General features: G+C 30.9%; 26 protein-coding genes. 4 read left to right on the top strand and 22 right to left on the bottom strand.

Annotation, left to right across the window (positions count from 1 at the left end; translation table 11 throughout):
- Positions 1-140: 140 nt before the first annotated feature.
- The 17 genes from ACI48Q_RS02945 to ACI48Q_RS02865 all read right to left on the bottom strand — a co-directional run bounded on the left by ACI48Q_RS02945 (position 141) and on the right by ACI48Q_RS02865 (position 18,507).
- On the bottom strand, positions 141-1,154 hold the full coding sequence (locus ACI48Q_RS02945; protein WP_474917548.1) for a DUF5692 family protein: 1,014 nt from the start codon (positions 1,152-1,154) through the stop codon (positions 141-143).
- A gap of 126 nt (positions 1,155-1,280) precedes the next feature.
- On the bottom strand, positions 1,281-1,856 hold the full coding sequence (locus ACI48Q_RS02940; protein ID WP_474917547.1) for a TetR/AcrR family transcriptional regulator: 576 nt from the start codon (positions 1,854-1,856) through the stop codon (positions 1,281-1,283).
- 672 nt (positions 1,857-2,528) lie between these two features.
- Positions 2,529-2,837, bottom strand: coding sequence for a phosphoribosyl-ATP pyrophosphohydrolase (locus ACI48Q_RS02935; RefSeq protein ID WP_474917546.1), 309 nt, complete (start codon positions 2,835-2,837; stop codon positions 2,529-2,531).
- A gap of 201 nt (positions 2,838-3,038) precedes the next feature.
- Complete coding sequence (locus ACI48Q_RS02930; protein WP_474917545.1) at positions 3,039-3,629, bottom strand: hypothetical protein; 591 nt, start codon at positions 3,627-3,629, stop codon at positions 3,039-3,041.
- Positions 3,616-4,401: a hypothetical protein gene (locus ACI48Q_RS02925; protein ID WP_474917544.1), complete on the bottom strand. Its 786-nt coding sequence runs from the start codon at positions 4,399-4,401 to the stop codon at positions 3,616-3,618. Before ACI48Q_RS02925 ends, ACI48Q_RS02930 begins: the two co-directional genes overlap by 14 nt.
- A 458-nt stretch (positions 4,402-4,859) precedes the next feature.
- On the bottom strand, positions 4,860-6,260 hold the full coding sequence (locus ACI48Q_RS02920; RefSeq protein ID WP_474917543.1) for an MATE family efflux transporter: 1,401 nt from the start codon (positions 6,258-6,260) through the stop codon (positions 4,860-4,862).
- Positions 6,239-7,312 carry a threonine aldolase family protein gene (locus ACI48Q_RS02915; protein WP_474917542.1) on the bottom strand — a complete coding sequence of 358 codons (1,074 nt, stop codon included), beginning with the start codon at positions 7,310-7,312 and terminating at the stop codon, positions 6,239-6,241. The genes ACI48Q_RS02920 and ACI48Q_RS02915 overlap by 22 nt, the downstream gene beginning before the upstream one ends.
- Before the next feature lie 169 nt (positions 7,313-7,481).
- Positions 7,482-7,925, bottom strand: coding sequence for a MaoC family dehydratase (locus ACI48Q_RS02910; RefSeq protein WP_474917541.1), 444 nt, complete (start codon positions 7,923-7,925; stop codon positions 7,482-7,484).
- A gap of 22 nt (positions 7,926-7,947) precedes the next feature.
- Complete coding sequence (locus ACI48Q_RS02905; RefSeq protein ID WP_474917540.1) at positions 7,948-9,054, bottom strand: alpha/beta fold hydrolase; 1,107 nt, start codon at positions 9,052-9,054, stop codon at positions 7,948-7,950.
- Between the two features lie 28 nt (positions 9,055-9,082).
- Positions 9,083-10,297: an MFS transporter gene (locus ACI48Q_RS02900; RefSeq protein WP_474917539.1), complete on the bottom strand. Its 1,215-nt coding sequence runs from the start codon at positions 10,295-10,297 to the stop codon at positions 9,083-9,085.
- 43 nt (positions 10,298-10,340) lie between these two features.
- Positions 10,341-11,903 (bottom strand): acyl CoA:acetate/3-ketoacid CoA transferase, encoded by a 1,563-nt coding sequence (locus ACI48Q_RS02895; RefSeq protein ID WP_474917538.1) that lies wholly within the window; start codon positions 11,901-11,903, stop codon positions 10,341-10,343.
- Between the two features lie 255 nt (positions 11,904-12,158).
- The gene (locus tag ACI48Q_RS02890; RefSeq protein ID WP_474917537.1) at positions 12,159-13,040 is read right to left on the bottom strand and encodes a LysR family transcriptional regulator; all 882 of its coding nucleotides are present in this window, start codon (positions 13,038-13,040) and stop codon (positions 12,159-12,161) included.
- Positions 13,041-13,285: 245 nt separating this feature from the next.
- Positions 13,286-14,374 carry an ABC transporter permease gene (locus tag ACI48Q_RS02885; protein WP_474917536.1) on the bottom strand — a complete coding sequence of 363 codons (1,089 nt, stop codon included), beginning with the start codon at positions 14,372-14,374 and terminating at the stop codon, positions 13,286-13,288.
- Between the two features lie 2 nt (positions 14,375-14,376).
- Entirely contained in the window at positions 14,377-15,513 is a 1,137-nt protein-coding gene (locus ACI48Q_RS02880; RefSeq protein ID WP_474917535.1) for an ABC transporter permease, read from the bottom strand.
- Between the two features lie 2 nt (positions 15,514-15,515).
- Positions 15,516-16,460 carry an ABC transporter ATP-binding protein gene (locus ACI48Q_RS02875; RefSeq protein ID WP_474917534.1) on the bottom strand — a complete coding sequence of 315 codons (945 nt, stop codon included), beginning with the start codon at positions 16,458-16,460 and terminating at the stop codon, positions 15,516-15,518.
- A 225-nt stretch (positions 16,461-16,685) separates the two neighbouring features.
- On the bottom strand, positions 16,686-17,336 hold the full coding sequence (locus tag ACI48Q_RS02870) for a response regulator transcription factor (RefSeq protein WP_474917533.1): 651 nt from the start codon (positions 17,334-17,336) through the stop codon (positions 16,686-16,688).
- A gap of 13 nt (positions 17,337-17,349) precedes the next feature.
- Positions 17,350-18,507: a sensor histidine kinase gene (locus ACI48Q_RS02865; protein WP_474917532.1), complete on the bottom strand. Its 1,158-nt coding sequence runs from the start codon at positions 18,505-18,507 to the stop codon at positions 17,350-17,352.
- Positions 18,508-18,754: 247 nt separating this feature from the next.
- Between ACI48Q_RS02865 and ACI48Q_RS02860 the strand changes: the two genes are divergently transcribed.
- From ACI48Q_RS02860 to ACI48Q_RS02845, 4 genes are all read left to right on the top strand, one after another.
- On the top strand, positions 18,755-19,825 hold the full coding sequence (locus ACI48Q_RS02860; RefSeq protein ID WP_474917531.1) for a diguanylate cyclase domain-containing protein: 1,071 nt from the start codon (positions 18,755-18,757) through the stop codon (positions 19,823-19,825).
- Between the two features lie 111 nt (positions 19,826-19,936).
- Positions 19,937-20,431 carry an RNA polymerase sigma factor gene (locus ACI48Q_RS02855; RefSeq protein WP_474917530.1) on the top strand — a complete coding sequence of 165 codons (495 nt, stop codon included), beginning with the start codon at positions 19,937-19,939 and terminating at the stop codon, positions 20,429-20,431.
- Positions 20,424-20,987, top strand: a complete 564-nt coding sequence (locus ACI48Q_RS02850) for a hypothetical protein (RefSeq protein ID WP_474917529.1) — start codon at positions 20,424-20,426, stop codon at positions 20,985-20,987. The genes ACI48Q_RS02855 and ACI48Q_RS02850 overlap by 8 nt, the downstream gene beginning before the upstream one ends.
- 8 nt (positions 20,988-20,995) lie before the next feature.
- Positions 20,996-21,742 (top strand): YfjL-like protein, encoded by a 747-nt coding sequence (locus ACI48Q_RS02845; protein ID WP_474917528.1) that lies wholly within the window; start codon positions 20,996-20,998, stop codon positions 21,740-21,742.
- A 96-nt stretch (positions 21,743-21,838) separates the two neighbouring features.
- On the opposite strand, the gene ACI48Q_RS02840 is transcribed toward ACI48Q_RS02845, so the two are convergent.
- From ACI48Q_RS02840 to ACI48Q_RS02820, 5 genes are all read right to left on the bottom strand, one after another.
- A complete protein-coding gene (locus ACI48Q_RS02840) occupies positions 21,839-23,140 on the bottom strand; it encodes a basic amino acid/polyamine antiporter (RefSeq protein ID WP_474917527.1) in 1,302 nt (433 codons plus the stop codon).
- Positions 23,086-23,301 (bottom strand): hypothetical protein, encoded by a 216-nt coding sequence (locus ACI48Q_RS02835; RefSeq protein WP_474917526.1) that lies wholly within the window; start codon positions 23,299-23,301, stop codon positions 23,086-23,088. The genes ACI48Q_RS02840 and ACI48Q_RS02835 overlap by 55 nt, the downstream gene beginning before the upstream one ends.
- Positions 23,302-23,354: 53 nt before the next feature.
- A complete protein-coding gene (locus tag ACI48Q_RS02830; protein WP_474917525.1) occupies positions 23,355-24,122 on the bottom strand; it encodes a dimethylarginine dimethylaminohydrolase family protein in 768 nt (255 codons plus the stop codon).
- 144 nt (positions 24,123-24,266) lie between these two features.
- Positions 24,267-25,580 carry a DNA recombination protein RmuC gene (locus ACI48Q_RS02825; RefSeq protein ID WP_474917524.1) on the bottom strand — a complete coding sequence of 438 codons (1,314 nt, stop codon included), beginning with the start codon at positions 25,578-25,580 and terminating at the stop codon, positions 24,267-24,269.
- 12 nt (positions 25,581-25,592) lie between these two features.
- Positions 25,593-26,579, bottom strand: a complete 987-nt coding sequence (locus tag ACI48Q_RS02820) for a hypothetical protein (protein WP_474917523.1) — start codon at positions 26,577-26,579, stop codon at positions 25,593-25,595.
- Positions 26,580-26,593 lie beyond the last annotated feature (14 nt).

Raw genomic sequence — 26,593 nt, 5'->3', positions numbered from 1 at the left:
CTCCATCTTTCAATAACTTTTATACTCTTACTATGTTAAATAAATTAATTATTGTAACAAAGTCGGGGCAATGACCTTAAGTTACTGCCTCGACCTTATGTCTATATGAGTTTCAATAATGAAACCTATATATCTAACTTTTATAAACCAATAGCTTTACCTTTAATCACTGCTTTTTCTGCAAGTGCTTTAATTTCCTTATACTCCTTTGCATCTGTATAAAGCTCACCAAGATAAGGATTTCTCTTTGTTTTTACAGCTTTATAAATCATATAAATAAGTACTGCTATATTTACAACCAATGCTGCAAAGCTAAAGGCAAATAGTGGTGCTGTATTATAAGATGATGCGACGGCAAAGGCACCCTTATCAATGAATGCTGGGACGGTCTGTGCAAACATACACCATATTGCTAAAGTTTGTGCACGATGTTGTAACCATGCACCTTTTCCCACAGTAAATGCACAAAGTGTTGGAGCTAATAGCAGTGCAAAACCGCAATACCAAGCATGACCTGGAAGACAGTTATAAGTGTACGCAAAATTCCATAAATCATAAGCTATTATCCAAAACCATAGCATATCAGGCCACAGCATATCTTTACTGCCATCTTTCTTAGTCTGTTTCTTTATGCAGATTCCAAGCCATCCAGTTATAGTTATGATGTTTAAAATACCTGCTATACCATTCATAAAATTCCAAGAACCACCCAGTACATACATAGATCCATCTGCTAAAATTCCTCCACCTTGATATTGAATACCAATTTGAAAATCACGGATTACTGCCTCTAAAATATTGATAGCAAGAATAAGTGGTGGAAAACATAATGCCCACTTTTTATCAGATAATCTACATTCCTTGCCTGTGAGTTTATTTTTCCATTTAACATGCCTTATGCACCAAAAACCTATACATCCAGCTGTAGCCGAATATACCTTTGCTAAATGGAACCAGTCTGTATAAGTTGTCCCCTTTAATACTGTAAACCATAATATTGAAAGTATTATAGGTAAAATAACAAAACAGAAAAGACCAACATATTTCCATCTACGGGCTACTTCATTAAAGCCAAAAAGTGCTACAAAAACAATTATCCAAACACCCCATACACTTAATGCTGATGCACCCTCGGCATAATTAAAAACAAACATATTATACCTCCTTATATATACAAAATTGGTGTCTTATATTTATATTGTATATTTTTTGTCAATCACTGTTCAATAGACAAAAAAACGAAAGTGTCTACCTCCAAACACTTTCGTTTCCTTTTAAAATTATTCTTTTATTTCTTCTTTGACAAAGGCAGCTACAGAACGCGGAATACTCCCTGTTATCATAAGCAAAAGTTTTTTAAGAATAAGCTCTGGATCTTCTTTCATTCCTTCACTTACCCAATCTATCATCAGTCCATTAAATACATGTATATAAAAATTAACAATGAAGTTTTTATCCGTATCCTTTAATTCTACTCCCATCTTTTCAACACACTCATCAACCACACCATCCAATAGTCTTCTAGAGAGATCTGCGACGTAAATCTTAGCTTCAGGCCAATAAGAAGATTTATATATATTTAGAACCATTTTAGAATTTTTATTCAGATAATTCATTGTAGCTAGAAATCCACCACCCCAGGTTTCAAAGGTTCTGTTTTGTGCAATTTCTATGAATAATTCCTCAAAAAATATGAATTTAAAAATATCTATTATATCAGTAAAATGATTATAAAAAGTCTGCCTATTTACATTGCAATGTTCACAAATTCCTTTTACTGTAAGCTTATCTATAGATTTCTTATTCAATAAATGTTTAAATGAAACAATTATTGCAGCTTTAGCATTCCGCTTCATAAACTTCTCCCTTACTAAAAGAATATTAATTTTTTAATATATAAGATTCAATTAAGTTTTTACATTATACAAATAAAGTATATTATGATTAGACTATAAAAAGTTAATGTTGAAGGAATTACGAAACTTCTCTTCCATAACTTACAATAAGAGTTTGAAACATAAAGTTGATTTTGAAACTCTAATCTTTGGTATAGATAAAATTTTAAAATAGAAGATGCAAATATGCTCCAGTTCGAGGCCTCCATGAGAATACAAATTCTATTTGCTCAATATATTATCCATTAGTGTATTGAGGCAAAATGTGTCCAAAATATTGACCTAGATCCAATATTCTACTCGTATGCCTTCTTAAGTAGAATCTCCTCTTTAAATCCTTCATGCTTCTATAATATTTAAATATCTGTTTCTATAATGAATATCTTATTTAAAACTCCACACCTTTTTAGCTTGTTCAAATAATACCTTCTGTCTTAACTCAATACTGTCCTTATCCCAAGTTCTGTAGGTACAAATATCATTTGTATTTTAGAGTTCTTATAAACTTCCTTTTTCTTTATAAATATCTTATTTTGTATTGATTTGTTATATTCATCTTTATGACTTTTCTAACTAGCCATCAAATATAATCTTAAATATACTTCGTTTTTATGGCTTTATGGTGGGGTTCTCCTAGTATGTCCTCTTTAGCACAACCCCTTCCCTAAATCCCCCACGCTCTTCTTTCTTCTCTTCTCTCTTCTTCATCAATTCCTCTTCACTATATCCAAGACTCTCAGCAAGTTCAAATAATACTTCCATTATATCTGCAAGCTCTTCTAGATTTTTATCCTCTAAATACTCATTAACCTCTTCTTGAAGCTTATCCTCTAATAATTCTTGTAGTTCTTCCTTTTGCACTATGTATATGTCACATTGTCTTCCATCAGCTTTTATTATTTCTGGTATTTTATCACGTACTAATTTATTGTAAATCTTCATCCTTCTTCCCCCTAAACTTCAATCTATATATCTCCATTAATTAAAATTCCCAATTTTCTATTTCAAATTATCATTTATTTTTATCCTCAGATATAAAAAAACTCCACGCTACAATTATAGCATGGAATTTTATATTTACATTATTTAACTAACAATTTAAGCCATAGTTTCTCAATATTCTATTAATTTTTATATCGGTATTTATTCCAACTCCGCTAATCTATCAAACTCACTAAATATCTTTTCCTCTAAATTCTCTGATGTAATATCAGTAAGATCAATTGCCTTAGATGTAACTTTCTTTAGTCCCCTATAGGTTTTAGAACTTTTTTCATTTTTAGGTGTTGATATTTTGTACTCACCTTCTGCTTTAAAATCCATATAATCTTCATTTCTCAAAGGATAATAAAATACCCAATGATTCGCTGGAGAACATCCTTCGCTCCACTCATTTATGTTGATGTATTCAAATTTAGAGATGTATAATAGTGGAATATTATCATTTCTTTTTTCTCCTAAACATATTTCTAAAACATATATTGCATCATTTCTCCACCCATTGCCACTTTCACATTCTTCACTATTTTTATTTTGAAATAGCAATATAAAATCATTTAAAAGCCATGCCTCCGTATCGTTGTCTGATTTCCTTCTTAAGAATTTTGGTGCTGAGTTAATATAATCGGTTCTCTCTACAGCAACTGTTTTACAATACTCCATAAGCTTCTCAACATTTTCGTAGGTTTTTAATATTACTTTTAAGGCATTTTTAATATTTTCACTGGAATTCATAATATAAATCTCCCCTCACCTCTGTGCTTATATCAAAGTTTAGCCCACTCTTTAATTTATGATGAAATTCAAAGTAAAGCGAATCATCTATGAAAAAATCCTCTTCAAGATCCATATTTCTGAACTGGTCAAAGCCTTTTCTTTTTAACAGCTTTATTAGATCTTCAATTATAAGATTGTAAAATTCATTATGAAATTTTAATTTTGATAATTCACTTAACACTTCTTGCCAAGTCACATACCCTAGTTCAACATCTTTTTCAATTAAGTCTCTCTTAATTGTATCTTCATATACCTCTCTACAAGAAGAGCTGCTCGCAATAAAAAGAAGTATTTTTTTCTTTTTACCACCTATCCTTGAGATAATTCTTGATTCTCTTGAGAGCTGATGACAGCTTCCTTTCTCATCATCTTCAAGGGAATGTTCTTCTAATGGCTCCGCGTAATCTATGCCATCGTCAGAGGATAGCCCACTTAAATATTTCACTTCTATCCCTATTATTACATCCTCAAACTCCAATAAAACATCTAGCTCACCCTCTTCATCATAGGGCCAAAATTTAATATTATTATTCCAAAAGTCTGCCTGTATTTCATTAATAGTAGCTGCAATTTCTTTAGGATAGATTGCATTTAAAATTATTTTCTTCAGTCCATCCTCAAAAGGAATATATCTTAAAGGTCCAAACACATTTCCCGTTAGATTGTCTTCTAATCTATCATGTAGATTACTACCTGAGCTACTAACCTTCCCATATATCTCTGCTATCATTTTCTCATCACCTCTTCACTATACCTCGCCTATCTTGCTATACCCTTTGATATGCACCTGAAATATATAAACATTTAAATTTAACAATATAACCATATATAAATATATCAATATAACTTTATAACAATATATAGTGTTTTCAAGGGTTTGCCAGGTTTTTATATTTTTACCCCTGTATTTTTAGCCTAAAAAATCCACACTATAAGTATAGCATGGATTTCTTTTTCTCCCTATACTCTCCCCAAGAGAGAAAAATAAGCCACCATTCCATAAATAAGATAAAGAAACATAACTCCAAATGCAGCTACAATATTAATTCCACTACTTTCTGATATCCTTAGATTTATATTACTGTGATCATCTTGAGTTTTTAATGATATATGAAAAAAAGTAGTTAGTAAACACAATAAGTTTACTAACTACACATAAAAATGTTATACTTTTTAATCGCTTATAAATTATACTACCACTTCACCTAACTCTTCATCAGAAATAACTCTTCCATCTAATCTTTTCATCTCAGCCTTAAATATAAAGTGAGTTATGATAAAAGATAAACCGTCACTTACTGGTCCTGCCATCCATACACCTGTAAGACCGAGTAGCCCTATTCCTGGAAGTGATACTTTAGGAAGTATTATAAGACATGGTATTAAAAGTAATACTTGTCTCAATAGACTAAGGAACATAGATTTCTTTGCTTGCCCTGTACATGAAAAATAATTAGTTCTTATTACCTGAGGTCCTATGAACATAATCATACAAAGGTATATTCTCATTCCATGCTTTGTAATTTCCAATAGTTGTGGATCTGAATTGAAAGCTTTTACTAAAATCTGAGGAGCAAACTGTATAATTAAAAATCCTATGGTTGCAATTATAGTAGCCACTATTTGAGGATATCTAATGGCTTGCTTAACTCTATCATATTTCTTGGCTCCATAATTATATCCAATGATGGGCTGCATCCCTTGATTTAGTCCAAAAATAGGCATCATAAATATCATTGCAACACTACTAACTATAGTCATTGCTCCTATGGCTAAGTCTCCTCCGTAAGCTTTTAATGAGTTGTTTGAAATAACTTGTACTATACTTGCTGCAATTTGCATGCTAAAGGGAGACATTCCAATAGCAAAAATGCTTAAAATATATTCTTTCTTTAATTTTAAGTTTTTAATTTTTACTCTTAAATTTGCCTTACCACCTAGGAAAAACCTAATCCCCCAAATTGCTGAACAGATTTGTGCAATTACTGTGGCAATGGCTGCCCCCTTAACTCCCATTCCAAAGGCAAATATAAATATAGGATCTAAAATTGTGTTTACTACAGCTCCTATAAGCATGGAGGCCATAGCCACATTAGGACTTCCACTAGCTCTTATGGTGTGTGTCAATCCAAAGCTCATCATATTAAATATAGTTCCTAAAAATATAATCTGCATATAGTCCTCAGCATATACTAAGGTATTATCACTAGCACCAAATAATCTTAATATATCTTTTCCCCAGATTAATCCTATAGCTGTTATGATTAAGCTTATGACTATAATTAGTGTAAATGCATTTCCTAAGATTTTCTCTGCTTCATCCTTCTTTTGTTGTCCAAGTTTTATGGATATAGTAGCAGCTGTACCTATTCCAATAAGCATACCAAAGCCTAGTATAATAGTTGATATGGGCATAGTTACTCCCACCCCTGTTATTGCTAGGTTTCCCACCTCGGGTATATGTCCTATAAACATTCTATCTACAATATTATAAAGGGCATTAACTAACATACCTACAATTGCAGGTATTGAAAATTTAAGTAATAATTTAGTTATCTTCTCTTCCCCTAGTTGATTTTTTCTTTCCATATAGTACCTCCTTTAGTTAATGTTTTTAAATCTCCTATAAACTCCTCTACCATTATCTCCTTAGTTGCCCAAGAAGTCACTAGTCTAATGGATGAACTTCTTTCATCCACCTTACTCCAAATATAAAAGGAATACTTTTCACTTAATTTTTCTATTAACTCATTAGGTAATATAGGAAATATCTGATTGGTTGGAGACTCTGTTAAAAACTTGTAGCCCATAGCTTCAAGTGCCTCACTAAGTCTTATAGCCATGGAATTAGCATGATTAGCTAATTCAAAATACAAATCGTCCTTAAATAGTTCTAAGAATTGTATTCCTAAAATTCTTCCCTTTGCCATTAAGGCACCCTTTTGCTTTAAGTTAAATCTAAATTCTTTTTTAAATTCTTCTTTATTTATTACTATGGCTTCTCCCATTAAGGCTCCACCCTTTGTGCCCCCTATATAGAATACATCTACAAGACTTGATAATTCCTCTAAGGTTAAATCATTTTCTTTAGAGCATAGTGCTGAACCAAGTCTTGCTCCATCTAAGTAAAGATATAAATCCTTACTTTTGCAGAATTCGTAAAGGCTTTTTAATTCTTCCTTTTTATAAATAGTTCCTATCTCTGTGGGGTTCGATATGTATACTAGCTTCGGTTTAACCATATGCTCATCAGTATGTTCCTCTAAAACCTTTTGTACCCCTTCTGTAGTTAGCTTTCCATCCTCACTATGTACCACATTGACTTTATGACCAGTAGCTTCAATAGCCCCTGTTTCATGAACATTTATATGACCTGTATTTGCAGATATCACTGATTCATAGGGTCTTAATATTGAGGATATTACTATTAAATTAGCTTGAGTTCCCCCTGAAACGAAATGAATATCAGCCCCAGGATCATTAAGCTTCTCCTTAAGAATTCTTCTAGCCTCATTAGAATACCTATCTTCACAATAGCCATCTTGCTGCATTAAGTTAGTATCTATAAGAGCTCTTAAAATTCTCTCATGAGCTCCCTCACTATAATCGTTTTTAAAGCTATATACGATTTTATTCTCCATGCTGTTTCCCTCCATTATGTTTTTATATCTTATTAACGCTTAACCTCTATTTTTCCTATTATAACATAATAACATTCTAATCATAAAAACGAAATAATAATCTATAAAGTATATTCTGGAATAGAATAAGATCACCTATAAAATATAGATGATCTTATCTTCCTAAAATTTATTGAGGTGGTATTACAGTTGCAACACCTTCTATTACAACTTCATCCATCTGATTGAAACAAGTTGTCTTTATCTTAGCTATATAAAACTTACCTTTATCTGTCATTTCCATTATCTCAACTTCAGCAGTTATGGTGTCTCCTATTCTTGTGGGCTTCTTAAATTTTAATTCTTGACCCAAGTATATTGCCCCTGGTCCTGGAAGCTTCATACCAAGTACTGCTGATATTAAACCTGCACCTAACATTCCATGGGCTATACGTCCATTAAATTGAGTATCCTTTGCATAAACCTCATTTACATGAGCTGGATTCAAATCTCCTGTAATCCCAGCAAAGCCATATACATCATATTCACTAATGGTTTTGCTTACAGATGCCTTGTCCCCTATTTTAAGCTGCTCTGCTCGCTTTCCTATGAGTCTCTCTTGATCACATCCCATTTGCCACACTCCTTTGTTGTATTTAGTTATTTAAAAACTCTCTGACTTTATCATCAAATAGATGAGTATCTAAAACTCCACCCATATGTCCTTTTTCACTTTCTATTGCATATAGTTCTGCACTTCCACCTAATTCATTAATTCTATCCACAGTTATTTTATTAAACTTATGATACTGTAAAAAGTCTTGTTTACAAGGAATCATAAGGACTTTTGCAGTTATTCTCTTTAATGCTTCATCTAAAGATTCATATCCTCTAGCTATATCTTGATTCATAGTGGTTTTACAAGTATATAGCCAGCTGTTAGCATCTCTGAGTTTAGCTGAATTAATTGAAGCATTATATAAAGTTTGCTCATAGCTAGATAGATTATTGACACTCATAAATGGTTCATCTTCTTTACTATCTCTAGGATAGTTTTTTTCAAAGAATTCTGGAGTAAAGGCTCCCACAACCATCATTTGACCAGCAAGTGCTAATCCTTCTACTGGTTCTTCTTTACCATAATAATCTCCATCATTAAAGTTAATATCAAGTTGTATAGCTCTCATGGCCTGTTGCAGAACACTAAAGGAAGTTATTATTGGATTTTGAACATTAGTTATTACTCCAATGCATCGCTCAACCATTTCCGGATAATTTACTGCCCACTGAAAAGCTATCATTCCTCCTGCAGATGGTCCCATAACAGCTTTAAGCTTCTTTATTCCTAAGGAATCAATTAAAGCTTTTTCTGCATTAGCAATATCTTTAAATGATGTTGCTGGGAAACTCATGCCATAAGGCTTATTAGTCTTTATGTTTATAGAAGCAGGTCCTATTGTTGTAACCATTGGGTCATTGGGCTGAGTGTTACAGATATTATCTGAACAAATAACAAAATATTTATTTGTATCTACAGCTTTTCCCGGTCCTATGAGACCATCCCACCAACCTGCTGCTATATCGCTTTCATTATACTTTCCAGCAGCATGGCTAGTAGCTGAGAAAAAATGAGCAACTAGTATAGCATTATCTTTATTTTCATTTAATGTTCCATAAGTTTCATATCCCATTCTTAGTGGTATTATATCTCCACATTCAAAGGTAAATGCATCCATTTCAAATATTTTCTTTTCTACTAACATAATCATTATCCCCTTTACATACTCAAATTTATTTATCTGTACCTGTTTCAGGTAGTAGGAATCCACATATTACAAAGGTTAATGAACAAGCTATTGATAAGTACATTGCTGGTTGGAAGCCTGAACTATTTACAACCTTAGTTATTATTGTATATAAAATAGTTTCCACTATATATGAAATTGACCAGAACATAGCCATAACTACTGTTAATCTTTGTGGTGTCATTCCCTTTAATTGTTGTGGTATAGTTACAAAGGTTGTCATTGGTAAGAATATTAGAAAACCTAGTACAAATGAGCTCACTATAGCTATGGTTGAAGAACTAGTTAACACCATTAATAAGGCAACTGCAGGTGTTAAAACACCACATATTTTTACTACTGGTAATTTCTTTTTAGTTCTCTTTGCTAACATTATTCCAAATGGTGTTGCCACAACTCCAGCCACTGCTAGTGTAGTAGATAATAATGATGGATTTACTGAAATAGCATCATTTAATGGGAATAAATTTAGCATAACTATATAAAGAGTTAACCATCCTGAATAAGCAAATGCAAATATATAGTTAAATCTATCCTTTAGTCCATCTTTATATCCATAAGATTCCTCACTGGCAGCTGATTTCGAAGCTACTACGAAATCCTTTCCTATTATCATCCATAATATAAATAGTAATAAGCTAATTCCAGCAAATACTAATACAACAGATTCCCAATTTCCTAGTGCTTTGATTATTGGATTTACCATTACTAGTGCAACGATATTACCTATGTTATTTGCTACAGAATTTATTCCATTTAAAAGTGGCCTTTTCTCTGGTTCAAAGTAATGCATAACTATTGGTCCAAAGTAAACTACCAATAATGCTCCTCCAAAGCCCATTATAAATCTTGTTATAATAAAGAATGGAAAGTTTGTTGCAAAAGCACCTAATCCAACTATAGATATTAAAAGTGTTGAAAGCCCTACAGCTTTTTTAGGTCCTAATTTCATTAAAAACCAAGCAGCTGCTAAATTGCCTATTATTTTAGATATAGTTATGGAGTTGGTTACTGCTGCTGGCAATGCATCTAAATTAAACGCCTTCATTATTTCTGGCGTTACCTTTGACCCTGCTAGCCATGATACACTGAAAAACATATAAGCTAAAAATATTATTGCTTCTATGGCATATGCTCTTGATTGACTGGTTTTAACTTCAACATATGCTCTTGGTTGACTGGTTTTAACTTCTTGTGTCATTTTTCTTCCCCCTAATTTTTACATTTTATTTTTCTTAATGATTTTAAAATGATAACCCCATTGGTTCATCTTTAAATATTCTCTTATCCATAAGTCCCAAATTATTTGCAATTACAGGTCTAAAATCCATATGATTTAATATGTCTTTCTCTAAATCTACTCCTGGAGCTATTTCTATTAAGGTTAGTCCCTCCTCTCTTAATTCAAATACTGCCCTCTCTGTAATGTATGTAACTTTGCTTTTATTCTTAATAGCCCTATTACCGTTAAAGGTAATTTGCTCTACGTCACTTATAAACTTTTTAGCTTTTCCCTCTTGGAGTATCTTAAGTTGTCCATCTACAATTTCAACCTTTAATCCACCAGCCGTGAATGATCCACAAAATACTATCTCTCTAGAGTTTTGAGTTATATTAATAAACCCTCCGCAGCCTGCAATCTTAGGTCCAAATTTAGATACATTTATATTTCCATGCTGGTCACATTGGGCTAACCCTAAAAATGCCATATCTATACCGCCACCATCATAAAAATCAAACATATAAGGTTGATCTATAATAGCATCAGGGTTTATTGATGCCCCAAAGTCAAGTCCTCCAACGGGTGTTCCACCTATAGCTCCTGGCTCTATTGTAGGTGTGAATAAATGCTCTTGCTTCTCTTCTTTTAAAACTTCTGCTATAACTTCTGGAACTCCAATACCAAAATTAAGTACATTTTTGGTACTATTTAGCAACATAGCTGCTCTTCTAGCAATGACTTTTCTTTCATTTAGTGAATACTTTGTACTATTCTCACTTATCTTAATATCATTTCTAATGAAAATTTCATTAAACTGAGTTCCAAAGGTTTGCATATGGTTTTCCACATTTTCAGCAATAACCACATAGTCTACTAATATGTGTGGTATTTTTACATCTTTAGGACTTAAGGTTCCACTTCTAACCACCTTTTCAACCTGTACAATTACTATTCCATCACTATTTCTTGCATTCATAGCTAAGGATAGAGATTCCAAGGTTAACGGTTCTTTAGAAAAACCTATATTTCCTTTTTCATCTGCCTCAGTTCCCTTAATTATTGCCACATCAATATTTTGAGTTTTATAAGCTAAGTACTCTTCATTATCAAAGGTTATCTTCTCTACCAATTCCTCTTTAGTGATTTCATTAAGCTTTCCTCCATCTAAGTCTGGATCTACAAAAGTTCCAACCCCAACTTTGCTTATAGTTCTCGGCTTACCTGCCGCACTATCTCTTAAAAGTTGAGCTATAACTCCTTGTGGAAAGTTATATGCCTCTATTTTATTATCTACAACCAAGGGCTGTAACTTAGGTACCAATCCCCAATGTCCACCTATTGCTCTTTTAATTAATCCTTCATGAGCATAGTGATTTAATCCTTTACATTTGCCATCCCCTACACCACCAGAGTATATTAAAGTTAAATCCTTAGGTAGTGCAGTTTCTAAAAAATTTTTCTCTATTTCTATATGAATCTCTTCTGCAACACCTGTACCAATAAAGCCCCCTACTCCTACACAAGCCCCATTAGGTATTAAACTAGCTACCTCTTTTGCTCTTATGAATTTAAGTTCTTTACTCATATTTTTCCTCCTATTAAGACATATTCAATAAAATATCTCGTCAATATTCTAATTTATTTGTTATATTCCCCCGCCTTGGAATTATTTGAATATTTATTCTTTTCACCCTTAGTATAGATTCTTTTCTAAAACTTTGAAAATACATTTTATTTATATCTGCTATGAAATAAAGTTATCGTTCGTGTATTTATAAAATCTAATCAATAATTAAAAGCATATTAGAGCCCATTTGCACTCTAATATGCTTTGCTTTAACTATTTTACTTCCTTTTTAACAAAATCTATAAAGGTTCTCATTGCATATGATATATACTTATCCTTTTTAATTATCATTCCAATATTCCAAGGTAATTCTGGATCTATTATAGATACACTTCTTATTTCATTAGATTTAAATACCTTTATAATAGGTGCCGGTAGTATAGTAATCCCTTCATTTATAGAAACCATTTCAGCTAGAAAATCCCACTGAGTACTCTTAAATATAATCTTAGCTTCAAAGCCTTTAAGTTTACAGGCTGATATAATTTGATTATATAGCATGTACTCTTCACTGAGTATTACAAAATTCTCATTCTTTAATTCTTCTAACCCTACGGTTTCTCTATCTGCAAATTTATGACTTTTATGAACAACCAGCTTACTTTCCGAATAAATCATAGGAATTGCATGAAAATGTTCCGATTCAAAAGGCAGCATCACTACTCCTATATCCACAGCCCCTTCTTCTATCATATCACTTATTATATTTGCTCCACCCTCTATTAATATAATCTCTATATCGGGATATCTCTTTTTAAAATTAGATAATAGGGTAGGAAAAATTGCAGTACCTATTACTGGCGGTATACCTACTGTTATCTTACCTTTTTCAAAATTAACACTATCGTATAACTTTTCCAATTCTTTATTAATACTTTCTAATGCCGTTTGGCAGTTATCATAAAAAATCTCGCCAGCATCTGTTAATTTAAATTGTTTAGCCTGTCTATCTATTAATTGTACCTTCAACTCATTCTCTAAATTTTTAATGACCTTACTAAGTGCTGGTTGAGACAAATGCAAATTGTTGGCCGCTCTAGTAAAATTTTTCTCTCTAGCAACCTCAACAAAATATGTTAAATTCCTAATACTCATTTGCTACCCCTTTCTCTAAAATTTTTATTTTAATAACTACGTTCCTTCTATTCTATCATACTATAGTGTAAATTTATCCAAATTGTGTATAAGTAATATTTACTTATAGCTTAGTCGATTCACAAAACATCATGAAATTAAACTAATATAAAATAAAAAGACCGTCTCATTTTGAGACAGCCCAATTTTATATAATCACATTAAATTAATAAACACTGACTAATAAAGAAGGTAATCATACAAAGTTAACTCACCTCTGCAAAACTCTTAGAGGAAATAGTTCCAGCCGTAAATAATACTAATGCAAATAGTAGCACTATAAAGCTATATTCATATCTTCCTGTTTTTATAGATTCTAATGCCCAATACTGTGGTGTAAACTTAGATAAAAATGATATGCTTTTAGGTAATATTTCTATAGGTATAAAACTCCCCCCTATAAAGCATGTACTACATACAACTATCTGTAATACTACTACAATTAACTTTTCATTTTTCACTATCCTTGAAATAAATACAGCTAGGCTTAATGCCACAGCAGTAGTCATGGCTAAATTGAAGCTAATTATTGGAACCTGAGCCATTAGTTCCTTTTTATTTAATATTATATTTATGAATAATACAGCTATATAAGATACGTATACTATTATAAACTGTGCTCCTAATATAGATCCAATAATGGTTTTAGACTTATTTGCTGTGGTTAATGAGCGCTTTAAGGTTCTTTCAGTTTTTAATGCAAATAATTCATAGCATATTCCTATGGCTGAAAAGAAATTAAAAGATATTAACAGTCTTATGCTTATCTGAGTAGCCATATCTGTAGTTTTAGTGGTTACAGTTTTAATATTTACCACTTCACTATCTAAGCTACTTAATGCTATCTCTTCATTTGTAGCCTTTTCAATGGTAGACTTTATTATAAATCTATTTATTAAGTCATTTGCAACTATATTAAAATTACTATATTCCCTAGATGTTTCTCTTCTGTTAACTGTTAACTCAGGTTTCTCTCCACCTTCAATTAACTGTGAAAAATTTTGCCCTATTTCATAGTATTCAGCAATTTGCTTCTTTTTTAATTTTTCCATTGCTCCTTCACTAGAATATAGCTTCACATTATAGTCCTTTGTCATTCCCTCTATGAATTTTTCACCATATATTCCGCGGTCTAAATTTACAATATTACAATATATAGATTTCTGAGAAGTTCCATTTAATATGGCTGTGGCCCCTATTACACACACTAGTGGAAGAAGTACAGTCAATGCTATAGACACCTTATTTTTTGTCATTCTTTTTAAATTGTTTATTAATAAGTTTATAAATTTCACATCTACACCTCCCACTTATGATTAATCTTTATCATAGATATAGTTAAAAATACTAGAGATATTACTGCCATTGCTATGATTTCATTTGCTATGCTTTGTAACCCTTCATGTAATGATAAATTTTTATATGCATTTAATATTAAAGAGTTAGGTGTAAAATTTGCAACCTTCTTTAAGATTGCTAAATCCATAGATTCACTTGGGAAAAATACTCCTCCAAAGAATCCTGAGAAAACCAAAACTAAATTCATAATTATATTAGTAGTATTTTCGCTTTTTATAAAAGCTATGATTAATCCTACAATAGCTGCACATAAAAAACTTTGCATAATAACTATGAAAATTAAATATAACGGATTACCTAAAAACGCATTTCCTAATATTCTATTAATAATTACATACAAGGATGATATAATCATAGAAATTATAAAGCTATTAATTATGAACCCTAAAAAATAATCATTTTTTCTATTAGGCGTCGATAATGTTCTTTTCACTATTCCCCCCTTAATTTCTCTATAAAAATTTCCCGATAAAATAATTACCATTATCATTGAAGTAAAGCTGAATATAGAAATATTATAATATTCATATGCTGATAAGGCTTTATATCCTTCTATAATTTTTTCATTTACCTTTAGTGTATTATTATTTTCTTCCATAGCCATTAAAATTTGATTTATTAATGAAGTCTTTTCCACTTCACTTATTTTTAGCTCATTAACCCTATGCTGAACTATCTCATATTCATTAAAATTATGGACAATAGATTGTACAAAATTTTTTAACATAATAAATTGAACACTGCTATCATCATTTCCTCTTATCTCTACCTCTTTAAAGTCATCATTCAAAATTACTGTATATTTTGCTTCATCTTTAGTATCTAGCACAAAGTCTTTCACCTTCTCTTGAGCTAAAATTTCCTTAAGAATCTTCCCTTTCTGAGTTTCTTCATTGTATTGAAAATTAGTTTTTATTACATCTATTGAAGGATTTCTTCCCTCAATTAAATTCCTTTGCATATTTCCATAAATGAAGCTAAATACCATGGGAAGTATTATAAATGATAATATCAATACTCCACTTTCTTTAATAAATATATTCAAACCCTTCTTTAAATGAGGCATTAACTTCATAATTATACCTCCCCATCTCTTAGTTTTTTACCTGTTAGTGTCAAAAACACCTCTTCTAGATTCGGTTCTTCTATACCTAATTTTTTAACTTGTATATTTAAATTCTGTATTTCATCCAATATTTCATTTAAATTGAACTTAGTACCAGCTATAATTTTTAGCTCTCCTTCTTCCTTTTCCACCCCTCTAATTCTAGGATTTTTCTTTAAATTAAACATAAGGGGATTTAAATCTCCAGAAGCCTTTATCCTTATAACTTTATCATCCTGCACCATTCTTTTTAACTGTTCTTTTGTTCCAAAGGCTACTTCTTTACCTAAATCTAATATAAATATATTATTACAAAGGTGTTCAACCTCCTCCATGTAGTGAGAGGTGTATATTATGGTAGTGTTATATTTTTCATTCATGCTTTTAACCACTTCAAAGATATGATTACGAGATTGGGGATCAACACCTACTGTGGGCTCATCCATAATCAGTATTTCAGGATGATGCATCATAGCAGCTACAATATTGAGCCTTCTCTTCATTCCTCCTGAATATGCCTTTACCTTCTTCTTTAAATGCTCCTGAAGCCCTGCTATTTCTATTGCTTCCTCCACTCTTTCCTTTAATTTATCTCCACTTAATCCATATAATCCGCCCCAATATTCTAGGTTTTCTCTAGCATTTAAAATTTCAAATAATGCTATTTCCTGCGGCACAAGCCCTATTTTTTCCTTAACTTTAATTGGTTGCTTATTTATGCTATATCCATCTACTACTATATCTCCCTTTTCTCCCTTTAAAAGTCCTACTATAGCATTAATCAAGGTGGATTTTCCTGCTCCATTAGGTCCTAAAAGTCCAAATATTTCTCCCTCTTTAATATCAAAGGAAATGTTATCTAAAACCAATTTATCATTAAATCTCTTAGTGAAATTTTTTATCTCTACCTTACTCATAATATCCCTCCATCAGTTTTATACTTTTAATCACTCTATATCTTAATTATAGATACTTTAGTCATAAATTACCTACTAGCTAAGGTCATAGAAATTAATGACTAAAGTCATTGCCTTTTGCACAAAAAAGAACCTATGGAAATTGCTTATTCATAAGTTCTTATTATATAGATATTTAAGTTTCTAATTAAATAATTACCATTTGTAAATTTATCAGGATATGTTTTATTTAACTATATTATTTTTAAAAGCATATATGGCAATTTGAGTTCTGTCTCTTAGAGCTAGCTTAGATAGTATAGTTGTTATGTTATTTTTTATAGTTCCCTCAGTTAAAAATAGTTTTTCACTTATTTCTCTATTTGATAAACCTTTTGCTATTTCTTCTACTATTATATATTCTCGTTCTGAAAGCAAAGCTTTAATTTTTAGCTTTTCATTCTTAGACTCATCTTCTTTTTCTTTTACTGTTAGCTTATTCATTACTTCAGGATGAACTACGATATTTCCGTTATACACTGCCTTTATACCTCCACAGATTAAATCATAAGAGCTATTCTTAAGTAGATATCCTGATGCTCCATTATCTAATGCTTGTTGAATATATTGGCTATCTTGAAATGTTGTTAAAATTAAAATTTTTGTGTTTGGACAACTTTCTTTTATTAGCTTAGTTCCTAATACCCCATCACAATTAGGCATTCTAATATCCATAAGTACCACATCTACTTCATGATTTTTACAATATTCAAGGGCTTCTTGTCCATCTCCACAGATGTCCAATACCTCTATATCCGGAAATGAGGAAATAATAACCTTTAACCCTTCTCTTATTAATTTTTCATCATCCACTATTATAGTTTTTATTTTCTCCATATCATCACTCTCCTTATAATCCATCTACACTAAGCTTTCCTTTTTCAATGGTGGAAATAATCTCAAAACCTTCTCCAATTTTACTATAACATTCCATAGTTCCACCCCAAACACTAACTCTTTCCTTTATGCTCTTGAGACCTACCCCTTCAATTATATTACTACAGCCTATACCGTTGTCTTTTATATGAATTCTTAAATTATTTTCTAAAAAGTTTAATAAAATTCTCACCTCTGTGGCCTTCCCATGTCTTATAGAATTTGATAAAAACTCTTGAATAATTCTATAGATTACCATGTTCTGATCAGCATTTAAACTCCAAAGTTTTTCTGAAAATTTAAGTATTACTTTTATTCCGGAGAGCTTCTCAAAATTTTTTATCATTTCTGATATAGCAATTATTCCCTCATACTCTTCAAATTCTCTAGGCTTCATACTTCTAACAGCACTTCTAACACTCTTCAGACTATCATCTGTAAATCTACCTAAGTTACTAGCCATTTCCGCAGCCCCTTTCCCATTAATTGGAGCTATTCTTTCTATGGCACCTAATTGAATCATAATCGTAGATAATGCATGACCTACATTATCATGAATTTCTCTAGATATTCTATTTCTTTCCCTTAAAATTGCCACTTCCTCAATAGTATTAGCATAATTTTGAAGTTCTTCATTGGCTTTTTTAAGCTCTTCTTCTCTCTCCCTTAGTTTGTCATAGAGTTGTTGAGCTTTAACTTTTCCCTTAAATTCGTCTCTTACCATAATGCCTAAGGCTATTATTGGTAGTGAAGAGATTATCACTGCCATAATACTATGTTTTACCATCACCGTAAATATTCCCATTACAATAATATATATAATCAATGTTATATTTGATGAGGTTATGGCTATATCTATCAGCGTTGGCATAAATATTAGATAAGGAAAACCTGGTGAAAACTCATATATTCTACAAGCAATTAAGAATTCAAGAATATAGGATATATAGTTTTTTCTCTTCTTATTATTTAAAAGGAAGAACCTTAACTGATTATTGATAATATATAATAGCAGAAACACTATCTTATATGTAGTAATCTTGTTATCAATACAAATAAAATATACAATAATGGCTATATATACATACTTTAATAGTATTATAAACTTCTCATCAATGATTTTTCTCTCCATAACATACTCCTCCCATAATTAAAGTATTTTAATACATTATAACTTCATATTAACTAAATTCTCTATATTTTCATTGCATTTCAATATAGCTATTATAATTATAACTGACTTTTTCAGTAGATTGTAATAAAAACCTGTTTAAATTTTTGTAATTATGTGCTAAAATTTATATTATTATCCAATAAAGGTGTGTTATTTTCTTTATAGAATTATATATGTATTAATTAAAATTATTGAGGTGAATTCTATGGAAATTCTAGGTAGCTTTTATATAGATAGCTTAACACAACTGCCTAACTTTTTTAGCTTTTTAGAGTGTGACTTTAAAAAAGTATTTAAGGATACGGGCTGCTTTATTCAATTTGACATTGATAATTTTATGAACTTTAATAATAAACATGGTCGAGATAGTGGAGATTTATGTTTAAAACTTCTAGTTGATAGTATTAAAAAGGTATTACTTAAAGAACATAATTATTCTTACTTTAGAAATGGAGGCGATGAATTTTTAATTGTTCTTCCCCATGTTAAATTCTTATTAGCAAAAAATATAGCAACTTCCATAAAAAATGAGTTTAAATTAAGAACACTTGAGTATGGCTTCGATTATGTTAATCTTCATATTTTAACCTTAGAATATAGCAAAGCTATTACCTCAATTGAAGAATTTTATAAATTGTTATTTAACAACTTCTTAACTAATCCTAATAGCAGTATAGACGATAAATTTAACTCTGATAGACTATTTTCTCACATTATTGAGGGTTTTGTTAATAGGGTTAAGGATTCAGTTACTTCCTATAATACAGCTTATAATCTTGCCTTAACTGATGATACCACAGGAATTGCAAATCATAGAGCTGGCAAAAAACACTTAATTAATCTTCTTCACACCTTTAAAGAATGTAATAAAGGATTCTATATATTATTTATAGATGGAGATAATTTGAGACGCTATAATACTATATGCTACGAATCTGGTAATGAAATGATTAAAAATCTATCTACAGTTATAAAAGATTCCTTACCCCATGAATGTAAGCTCTTTAGGTGGCTTTCTGGGGATGAATTTGTTGTGGTTGTTGAGAAAAATGACTATACTTATACCTCCACATTATGTGAAACTATACGAAAAAATGTAGAGCGTGAAACTATGAAGTGGTCATATCCTATCACTGTTTCCATTGGAGTATCTAAATTCCCTGAAGACGGAAAAGATATTAAAGAAGTAATAAATAAATCTGAGAAGGCAAACTGCTATGCTAAAAAGTGCGGCAAAAACAGAGTGATCTTTTGGAACAATATAGAACATATGTAATGAAAAGCTTGGATAATAATTAAATCCAAGTTTTTTTATTTTTCTTGTAACAAAACAACCTTTTATGGTACTAATGATATGAAAAGAAACTTGCTAGAGAGGAGTTAAGGGATGAAAAATTTAGAAAGTTTATATAATCATATTCAACCTAAGATTTATGCTTTTTTTTATATAAAAACCAAGGATAAAGAACTCTCTGAAGATTTAACTCAAGAAGTCTTTTATGAAGCCTTAAAATCCTATAATTCTTTTAAAGGAAATTCCTCTCTACGAACCTGGGTATTTTCTATAGCTAATAATTTATTAAAAAAGGAATTTAGGAAAAAGAAGTATACAAAAAATTTAACTCATGAGCTTTCAACCAATTCTCTAAACTACTGTAATTTAGAAGATGAATTCATAGAAAAGTATGAAAAAGCTACTCTATTAAACCTTATTAATAACCTAGAGGATACACCTAAAGAAATTGTGATTTTACGAATTTATGGAGAGCTTTCCTTTCAAGAGATAGGCACACTATTAAATATCAGTGAAAATTATGCAAGGGTTAATTTTCATAGAACTAAACTAAAACTTCAGAAGGAGTTGAAGAAATATAATGGATAAGCAATGTTATATATTTGAAGATTTATTACCTTTATATAATGAAAATCTATTGAGTAATGAAACTACAAAATGGATGGAATATCATATAGCGCAGTGTACTGAATGTAAAAATTTATGTGAGCTCTCTAAAGAACAAATTATTAAGTCTCCTATAGAAGCTACTCAAGACGTAGATGTTATGTTTAAAAAAATAAATAGAAAACTCTCTCTTTATCAAATTATATTTGTAGTATTGTCTTTTTACTTCGCCATAAATACTTCCTTAATAAATGAAAGCTTTGGCTTTGTATTGTGGTATGCGATCTTAGGGTGTGTTATATATGTGTTTTATAAGGATATGAAAATAGTTTTCCTGCTTTCTTTTTTACCTATTTTCATTTGGTCCTTTGGTGAAAATGTAATATCCTTCTTTAAGGGTAACTATGTAGATATATCCTTTTGGGGATTTTTATTGGAAAATCTCATGGGCTCTTTTATGATATCCTTAATCCATTTTCTCTTTGCACTTATAGGTGGAATAGCAGGATTATGTATCTTAAAAATTAAAGAAAGGTAGTGATTTTATTGAATAAAAAGAAACTATTTTATATAACTCTTTTAACCATAATAATACTCTTTATTTTATCAGCCTATAATGCCTTTAATGGTAATCCTATAACTAAATATATGAGTAAAAAAACTGTAGAAAAGTATTTAAAAGAGACCTATCCTAATGAAACTATGAGAATTACTGAAGGTAGCTATAATTTTAAGTTTAGCTCCTATAACTTTAATGTGCTTGCAATCGGTGATAGTGATAATAAAGAAAACTCACCTAAAGAGTACACCATAGATACTAGTGGGACTATTAAACCTAAGGTTAGATATGATGAAATATACTATTCTAGGATAGATGAAGAGCTATGTGATAGATTAAGTAAGGAAGCCTCCTCAGAGCTCTCTTTAATATTAAATAAAGAAATCCCCAATATAAAAAATCTTTATGTATTAGTGGAAGTATTAAAAGGACAACTACCTAGTAATACAAAGTGGTCTAAGGATTTAGTGTTGGCTAAGCCAATAAACTTAGATTTAGTATTTGATAGTTCAAAAGAAAATAAAGAAGATTTTTTTGAATCCTGTGAAATTATACAAAAACTTTTAGCTTCTAATGGCTACAAATACAGCAATGTAACTATCAATGGGAATGGATTTGATAAAGATTTAAGTGCAAAGGATGAGTTTGGTTATGTTAAATATGCCTTCTCTTTTGACATAAACGATAAACTAAAAATTAAAAATGTAAAAGAACTTAATAAACAGCTAAAATAAGTTTCCTATAAAGTACAGATAACTTTTAACTTAAATTTAAAAGGTCTTAGGGAGAATCTCTTTTCTCCTAAAACCTTTAACATAATCTATCTTCTACTAAAATGGTTTAATAGTACCATTAAATATTAATACTAAGGATAATATTGCTAATGCAACTAATACTACACATATAACTTTGTCTGAAGTCTTTTCTAAATATTTTTCTCCCTTTTCCTTCTTAGCCTTAATATATACTAAGGTTCCTGGTGCATAAAGTATTGCTGTTATTAATAGGCCTGTCAAACCACTTGCATATATTAACCAAAGTCCATATATTGTTCCAAAGATACCTACTATTCTAGCTATTATTACTGATTTACTATCATTTATATCAAAATCATTTTTTCTTATAGCTATAATTAAATAGTATAAAGCACTTAAAAGGTATGGAATCATTATCATACTTGCAGATATTGTATAGAATATCTGATAAGTTGAAGCATTTAAGTAAGTTATTATTAAAAATACTTGAATTACTCCATTTGTCAAAAATAGCGAATTACTAGGTGCTCCATTTTTATTTTCTTTTGCAAAGGCTTTTGCGAATACTCCATTTTTTGCAGCTAAATATGGACATTCTGATGCAATTATTGTATATCCTAAGGTTGCTCCAGCAAGAGATATAATTACTCCTAAATTAACTAGAGCTGCCCCCCATGACCCCACTACACTTTCTAAGATAGCCGCCATTGGTGGATTCCCAAGTTCAGCCAATTCAGCCCTAGGCATTACACCCATACTGAGAACAGATACCATGATGTAAAGTGCAATAACGCTTAGAAATGCCGTTATCGTAGCTTTTCCTACATCCTTTGAACGCTTAGCTCTTCCAGAAATAACTACAGCTCCTTCAATACCTATGAAAGCCCAAACTGTAGTTCCTGAGGTCGCCTTTATCTGCTCAGCAATAGATATTCCACCAGGCTCTCCCCAAAAATTTGACATAAATATATCTAAATTAAATGCACTTAAAAATATCATGGCCATTATAAATACTAATATAGGAGCAATCTTACTTATAGTTATTATAAGATTGATACCTGCTGCTTCTTTTACCCCTCTTAAAACCAAATAGTTCATTATCCAAATAACTGCAGAAGCACATACTATAGATATAAGATTATTTCCTTCTCCAAAAATAGGTATAAAATAAGATATTGCAGCAAATAAAAGGGTTGCATAAGAAACATTTGCAAGTAATGCACTAATCCAATATCCCCATGCGGAGTTAAAACCTACATAATCCCCCCACCCTTCTTTTGCATAACTATATATACCGCCTGTTAAATGGGGTTTTATTTTGTTTAGTCCAAAAAACACATTGTCAATGCTAGCATACCAATACCACAAATTAGCCATCCTATAAGTACCGCTCCAGTATTTGCTCCATTTGCAGCCATATCTCCTGCAAGGCTAAATACTCCTCCTCCAATGGTAGCTCCTATAGCTACTGCAGTTAATCTTAAGTACCCTAATCCTTCTGATTTAACTTTAGTTTCTAGCTTTTGGTTATTGGCCATGATAAATCCCCCTTATTTAATTTTTAGGCTCTATTTTAGGCTAGTATTTATTACTAGAATCTTAGAGATAAGCAACTTAACCCACCATCTAATTTTCTAAACTCAGAGGTATCTACTTCTACCACTTTATATCCAGCGGCCTCTATAGCGGTCTTTGTACCTGAATATCCTTCTGGAACTATAACTACATCGTTAACCCATATACAATTTGCAGAGTAACTTTCCTCAGGGTTAATAATAATTTTATTAAAATTCTTAAATTCTGGACTTGTAACGAACTCCCCTGCTACTAATAGGTTATTATTCTCTAAATATGCTAGTCCAGTTTTTAAATGTAATACTTCTCTTAGTGGTACTATGGATCCAGTCATACCGTATTTTTTAAGGATTTCAATCATTTGTCTTCCACCCTCTTCATTAGTCCTTGCAGAAAGTCCAATATAAAAATGATCTCCTACCATCATTATATCTCCTGCTTCAACTGTACCTGAGTCCACTATATACTCAATATTACTATAAAATTTTTCAAGTGCAGCTTTCATATCCTGTGCTTCAATTTCTCTTCTTCTGCTTAATGCTCCTGGACGAGTTAAAATTACACATTTTTTTGTACAAAGTGCCACATCCTCTACAAAGCATGAATCTGGATATTTTTCATCTGCTTCTAACACCGTTACATTTACTCCACAGTTTTTAAGGGTCTCAATATAGTTATCATGTTGTTTTAGCGCTAATTCATAATTTGGCTTACCTAAATCTGCGCTAGTTATTCCTTCCACCATGGCTTTACATGGCTTTCTCACAATTACATTTTTAAACATAAAAATTCCCCCTTATATCTATTTTATATATCCTATACACTATAATTATAAATTAAAAAAAATGTATTTTTCAATACATTTTACATATTTTTCAAATTAAGTAACCTCAATACTTTTAAATTTTAAAATCTACATTATATAACTTTACTCATCAATCTCTACTATTGATATAAGCTTACTGCTTTCCTCTTCTGATATCTTAGTTACTGAACTTAGCTTTCTTTGTATCTGTCTAGTTCTTACTCCTACTAACTTGTCTAATTCACTATTGGCTTGATCTAATCTTTTTTGAGTAGCTTCTAAAACTTCCCCAAATTTATCAAATTCTGTTTTAACTGCTCCTAGTACGTTCCATACTTCTCCAGACCTTTTTTGGATAGCTAGGGTTTTAAATCCCATTTGCAAACTGTTTAATAATGCTGCCATGGTGGTAGGACCTGATATATTTATTTTATAGTCTCTTTGTAATATTTCCACCATACCTCGCCTTACAACCTCTGCATATAGACCTTCAAATGGTAAAAACATAATTGCAAAATCTGTAGTGTTTGGCGGATCAATATATTTATCCCTTATATCCTTTGCACATTGCCTTATTCTACTCTCTAATATCTTTCCTGCATCTAAAATCTCTGATGGATTTCCACTATCATAGGCATCCATTAACTGACTATAGGTATCTCCAGGGAATTTAGCATCTATAGGTAAGTACACTGTTCCATTATCATCTCCTGGTAGCTTAACAGCAAACTCTACTACATTAGAGCTTCCTTTTTTAGTTGATACATTAGTATCGTATTGCTCTGGAGATAACATCTGCTCAAGTATGGCACCAAGTTGAATTTCTCCGAGGATTCCTCTAGTCTTAACATTAGATAAAACTTTTTTTAAGTCTCCAACTCCTGAAGCTAAATTCTGCATTTCTCCAAGACCCTTATAAACTTGTTCAAGTCTATCACTTACCAATTTAAAGGATTGTCCAATTCTCTCCTCTAAAGTCTTTTGAAGTTTTTCGTCTACCGTGGCACGCATCTCTTCAAGCCTTTTACTATTACTTTCCTGCATATAGTTTAATCGTTCTTCTATAGTTCCTCTCATATTGTCTAGTCTTTGTGAACTTTCCATAGTAAAAACAGATATGCGCTGCTCTAAATTTTTCATCATATCATTAACACTCTTTTGTACCCCTTCAAGTCTTCTATCCTGCATAGTAGAAATATAAGCTAAGGATTTTGTTAGTGCATCATTATTTCCATTCATGGCTGTTTGGATACTATTTCCCATTTCTTGCCTTGTACCTCTCAATTCTTGAAGGATTGACCTCTCTACCTTTTCCATATATGCTGCTAGTTTTTTCTCATCTATGCCATTGAAATCTTTTTTATTTCTAAGTTGCATTAGTATTATTAATAAAAGTATTATTATGATAATCCCTATCGCCAGTAATAAGTAGTCCATATTACTCCTCCTCTATAGTTTTAAAGTTTCACAATATTTTAGAAAAACTTCTTTGTCTATTCCCCCTCTTATAAAATAATGTCGAGCTGTATTATTGGTTTGAACTCTAGCTATAGCATAATCCTCTTTATATTTTAATGATATATAAATACTTTCCCCTTGTCTATTCCCTATTGATATTGAGAAACTATCACTATCAATTATACCTACATAGTTTTTCAAAGGTATAATACAAAATTTCAGTGTGTTTAAATGTTCTAAAATATTGTTAATTTCTAATTCCTTAGTTAAAAGCCCAAAATTTAAATTATTACTATCCCGTTTATCATATCGAATAGATATTCCATTGACTTCTTTAAATGAATCCATATTTTCTACAATTTCATTATAAGGTTTAGGAGCTAAATATTTATAAGTATATATTCCGAAACCTATAACCAATAACATACATAGGACATAGTTAACTAACTTTAATAATTTTTTACTACGTCTGTATTCTATAGTATGAATATTCCCTTTATATATATTGTGATTTAATATATTTTCTATTTCTTCTAATTGAACCTTAGGTACATAAAATTGTATTTTTTTTAGTTTATTGTTTTTGTGATTCACATATTTAATAAGTACTGTTCCTACATGTCCATTTTTGTATTCCCAGTTCTCTACATCTCTCCAAGCTATTAACTTTCCCTTAATAAACAATCCTTGTCTTAAGATAAAATTACACTCCCACAGCCATATACCAACAATCATAAATATAGCACCACTAGTAACCCATGAGTGACCTTCATATATGCCAAATATGCCATCAAAAATTCTAATGGTTCCCCATAGTATAATAATTATTGAAAACTGTGATAGGGTTTTTACTCTCTTCCTTTCTTTAAATTCCATAAGAATAATTAATCTATTTATAAACATTCCTATACTAAAAATAAGTAAAATAAAAGATAATGGCACATCTATTATTGGCAAAATAAACTCTTTAAAATACAAAATATCACTTCCTT

The organism is Clostridium sp. LXY-7 (genome assembly GCF_056172015.1).
Note: the sequence above shows the minus strand (reverse complement) of the source record. Positions and strands in the feature narration are given on the sequence as shown.

Excerpts from the sequence above, each read along its gene's own strand:
- ACI48Q_RS02860 (WP_474917531.1), top strand. The coding sequence starts at position 18,755 with ATGGAAATTCTAGGTAGCTTTTATATAGATAGCTTAACACAACTGCCT.
- ACI48Q_RS02875 (WP_474917534.1), bottom strand. The coding sequence starts at position 16,460 with ATGAGTAAGGTAGAGATAAAAAATTTCACTAAGAGATTTAATGATAAA.
- ACI48Q_RS02830 (WP_474917525.1), bottom strand. The coding sequence starts at position 24,122 with ATGTTTAAAAATGTAATTGTGAGAAAGCCATGTAAAGCCATGGTGGAA.
- ACI48Q_RS02925 (WP_474917544.1), bottom strand. The coding sequence starts at position 4,401 with ATGATAGCAGAGATATATGGGAAGGTTAGTAGCTCAGGTAGTAATCTA.
- ACI48Q_RS02840 (WP_474917527.1), bottom strand. The coding sequence starts at position 23,140 with ATGGCTAATTTGTGGTATTGGTATGCTAGCATTGACAATGTGTTTTTT.
- ACI48Q_RS02880 (WP_474917535.1), bottom strand. The coding sequence starts at position 15,513 with ATGAAGTTAATGCCTCATTTAAAGAAGGGTTTGAATATATTTATTAAA.
- ACI48Q_RS02835 (WP_474917526.1), bottom strand. The coding sequence starts at position 23,301 with ATGGCCAATAACCAAAAGCTAGAAACTAAAGTTAAATCAGAAGGATTA.
- ACI48Q_RS02905 (WP_474917540.1), bottom strand. The coding sequence starts at position 9,054 with ATGTTAGTAGAAAAGAAAATATTTGAAATGGATGCATTTACCTTTGAA.
- ACI48Q_RS02825 (WP_474917524.1), bottom strand. The coding sequence starts at position 25,580 with ATGGACTACTTATTACTGGCGATAGGGATTATCATAATAATACTTTTA.
- ACI48Q_RS02900 (WP_474917539.1), bottom strand. The coding sequence starts at position 10,297 with ATGACACAAGAAGTTAAAACCAGTCAACCAAGAGCATATGTTGAAGTT.
- ACI48Q_RS02865 (WP_474917532.1), bottom strand. The coding sequence starts at position 18,507 with ATGGAGAGAAAAATCATTGATGAGAAGTTTATAATACTATTAAAGTAT.
- ACI48Q_RS02920 (WP_474917543.1), bottom strand. The coding sequence starts at position 6,260 with ATGGAAAGAAAAAATCAACTAGGGGAAGAGAAGATAACTAAATTATTA.
- ACI48Q_RS02850 (WP_474917529.1), top strand. The coding sequence starts at position 20,424 with ATGGATAAGCAATGTTATATATTTGAAGATTTATTACCTTTATATAAT.
- ACI48Q_RS02940 (WP_474917547.1), bottom strand. The coding sequence starts at position 1,856 with ATGAAGCGGAATGCTAAAGCTGCAATAATTGTTTCATTTAAACATTTA.
- ACI48Q_RS02915 (WP_474917542.1), bottom strand. The coding sequence starts at position 7,312 with ATGGAGAATAAAATCGTATATAGCTTTAAAAACGATTATAGTGAGGGA.
- ACI48Q_RS02870 (WP_474917533.1), bottom strand. The coding sequence starts at position 17,336 with ATGGAGAAAATAAAAACTATAATAGTGGATGATGAAAAATTAATAAGA.
- ACI48Q_RS02890 (WP_474917537.1), bottom strand. The coding sequence starts at position 13,040 with ATGAGTATTAGGAATTTAACATATTTTGTTGAGGTTGCTAGAGAGAAA.
- ACI48Q_RS02930 (WP_474917545.1), bottom strand. The coding sequence starts at position 3,629 with ATGAATTCCAGTGAAAATATTAAAAATGCCTTAAAAGTAATATTAAAA.
- ACI48Q_RS02910 (WP_474917541.1), bottom strand. The coding sequence starts at position 7,925 with ATGGGATGTGATCAAGAGAGACTCATAGGAAAGCGAGCAGAGCAGCTT.
- ACI48Q_RS02855 (WP_474917530.1), top strand. The coding sequence starts at position 19,937 with ATGAAAAATTTAGAAAGTTTATATAATCATATTCAACCTAAGATTTAT.
- ACI48Q_RS02895 (WP_474917538.1), bottom strand. The coding sequence starts at position 11,903 with ATGAGTAAAGAACTTAAATTCATAAGAGCAAAAGAGGTAGCTAGTTTA.
- ACI48Q_RS02935 (WP_474917546.1), bottom strand. The coding sequence starts at position 2,837 with ATGAAGATTTACAATAAATTAGTACGTGATAAAATACCAGAAATAATA.
- ACI48Q_RS02945 (WP_474917548.1), bottom strand. The coding sequence starts at position 1,154 with ATGTTTGTTTTTAATTATGCCGAGGGTGCATCAGCATTAAGTGTATGG.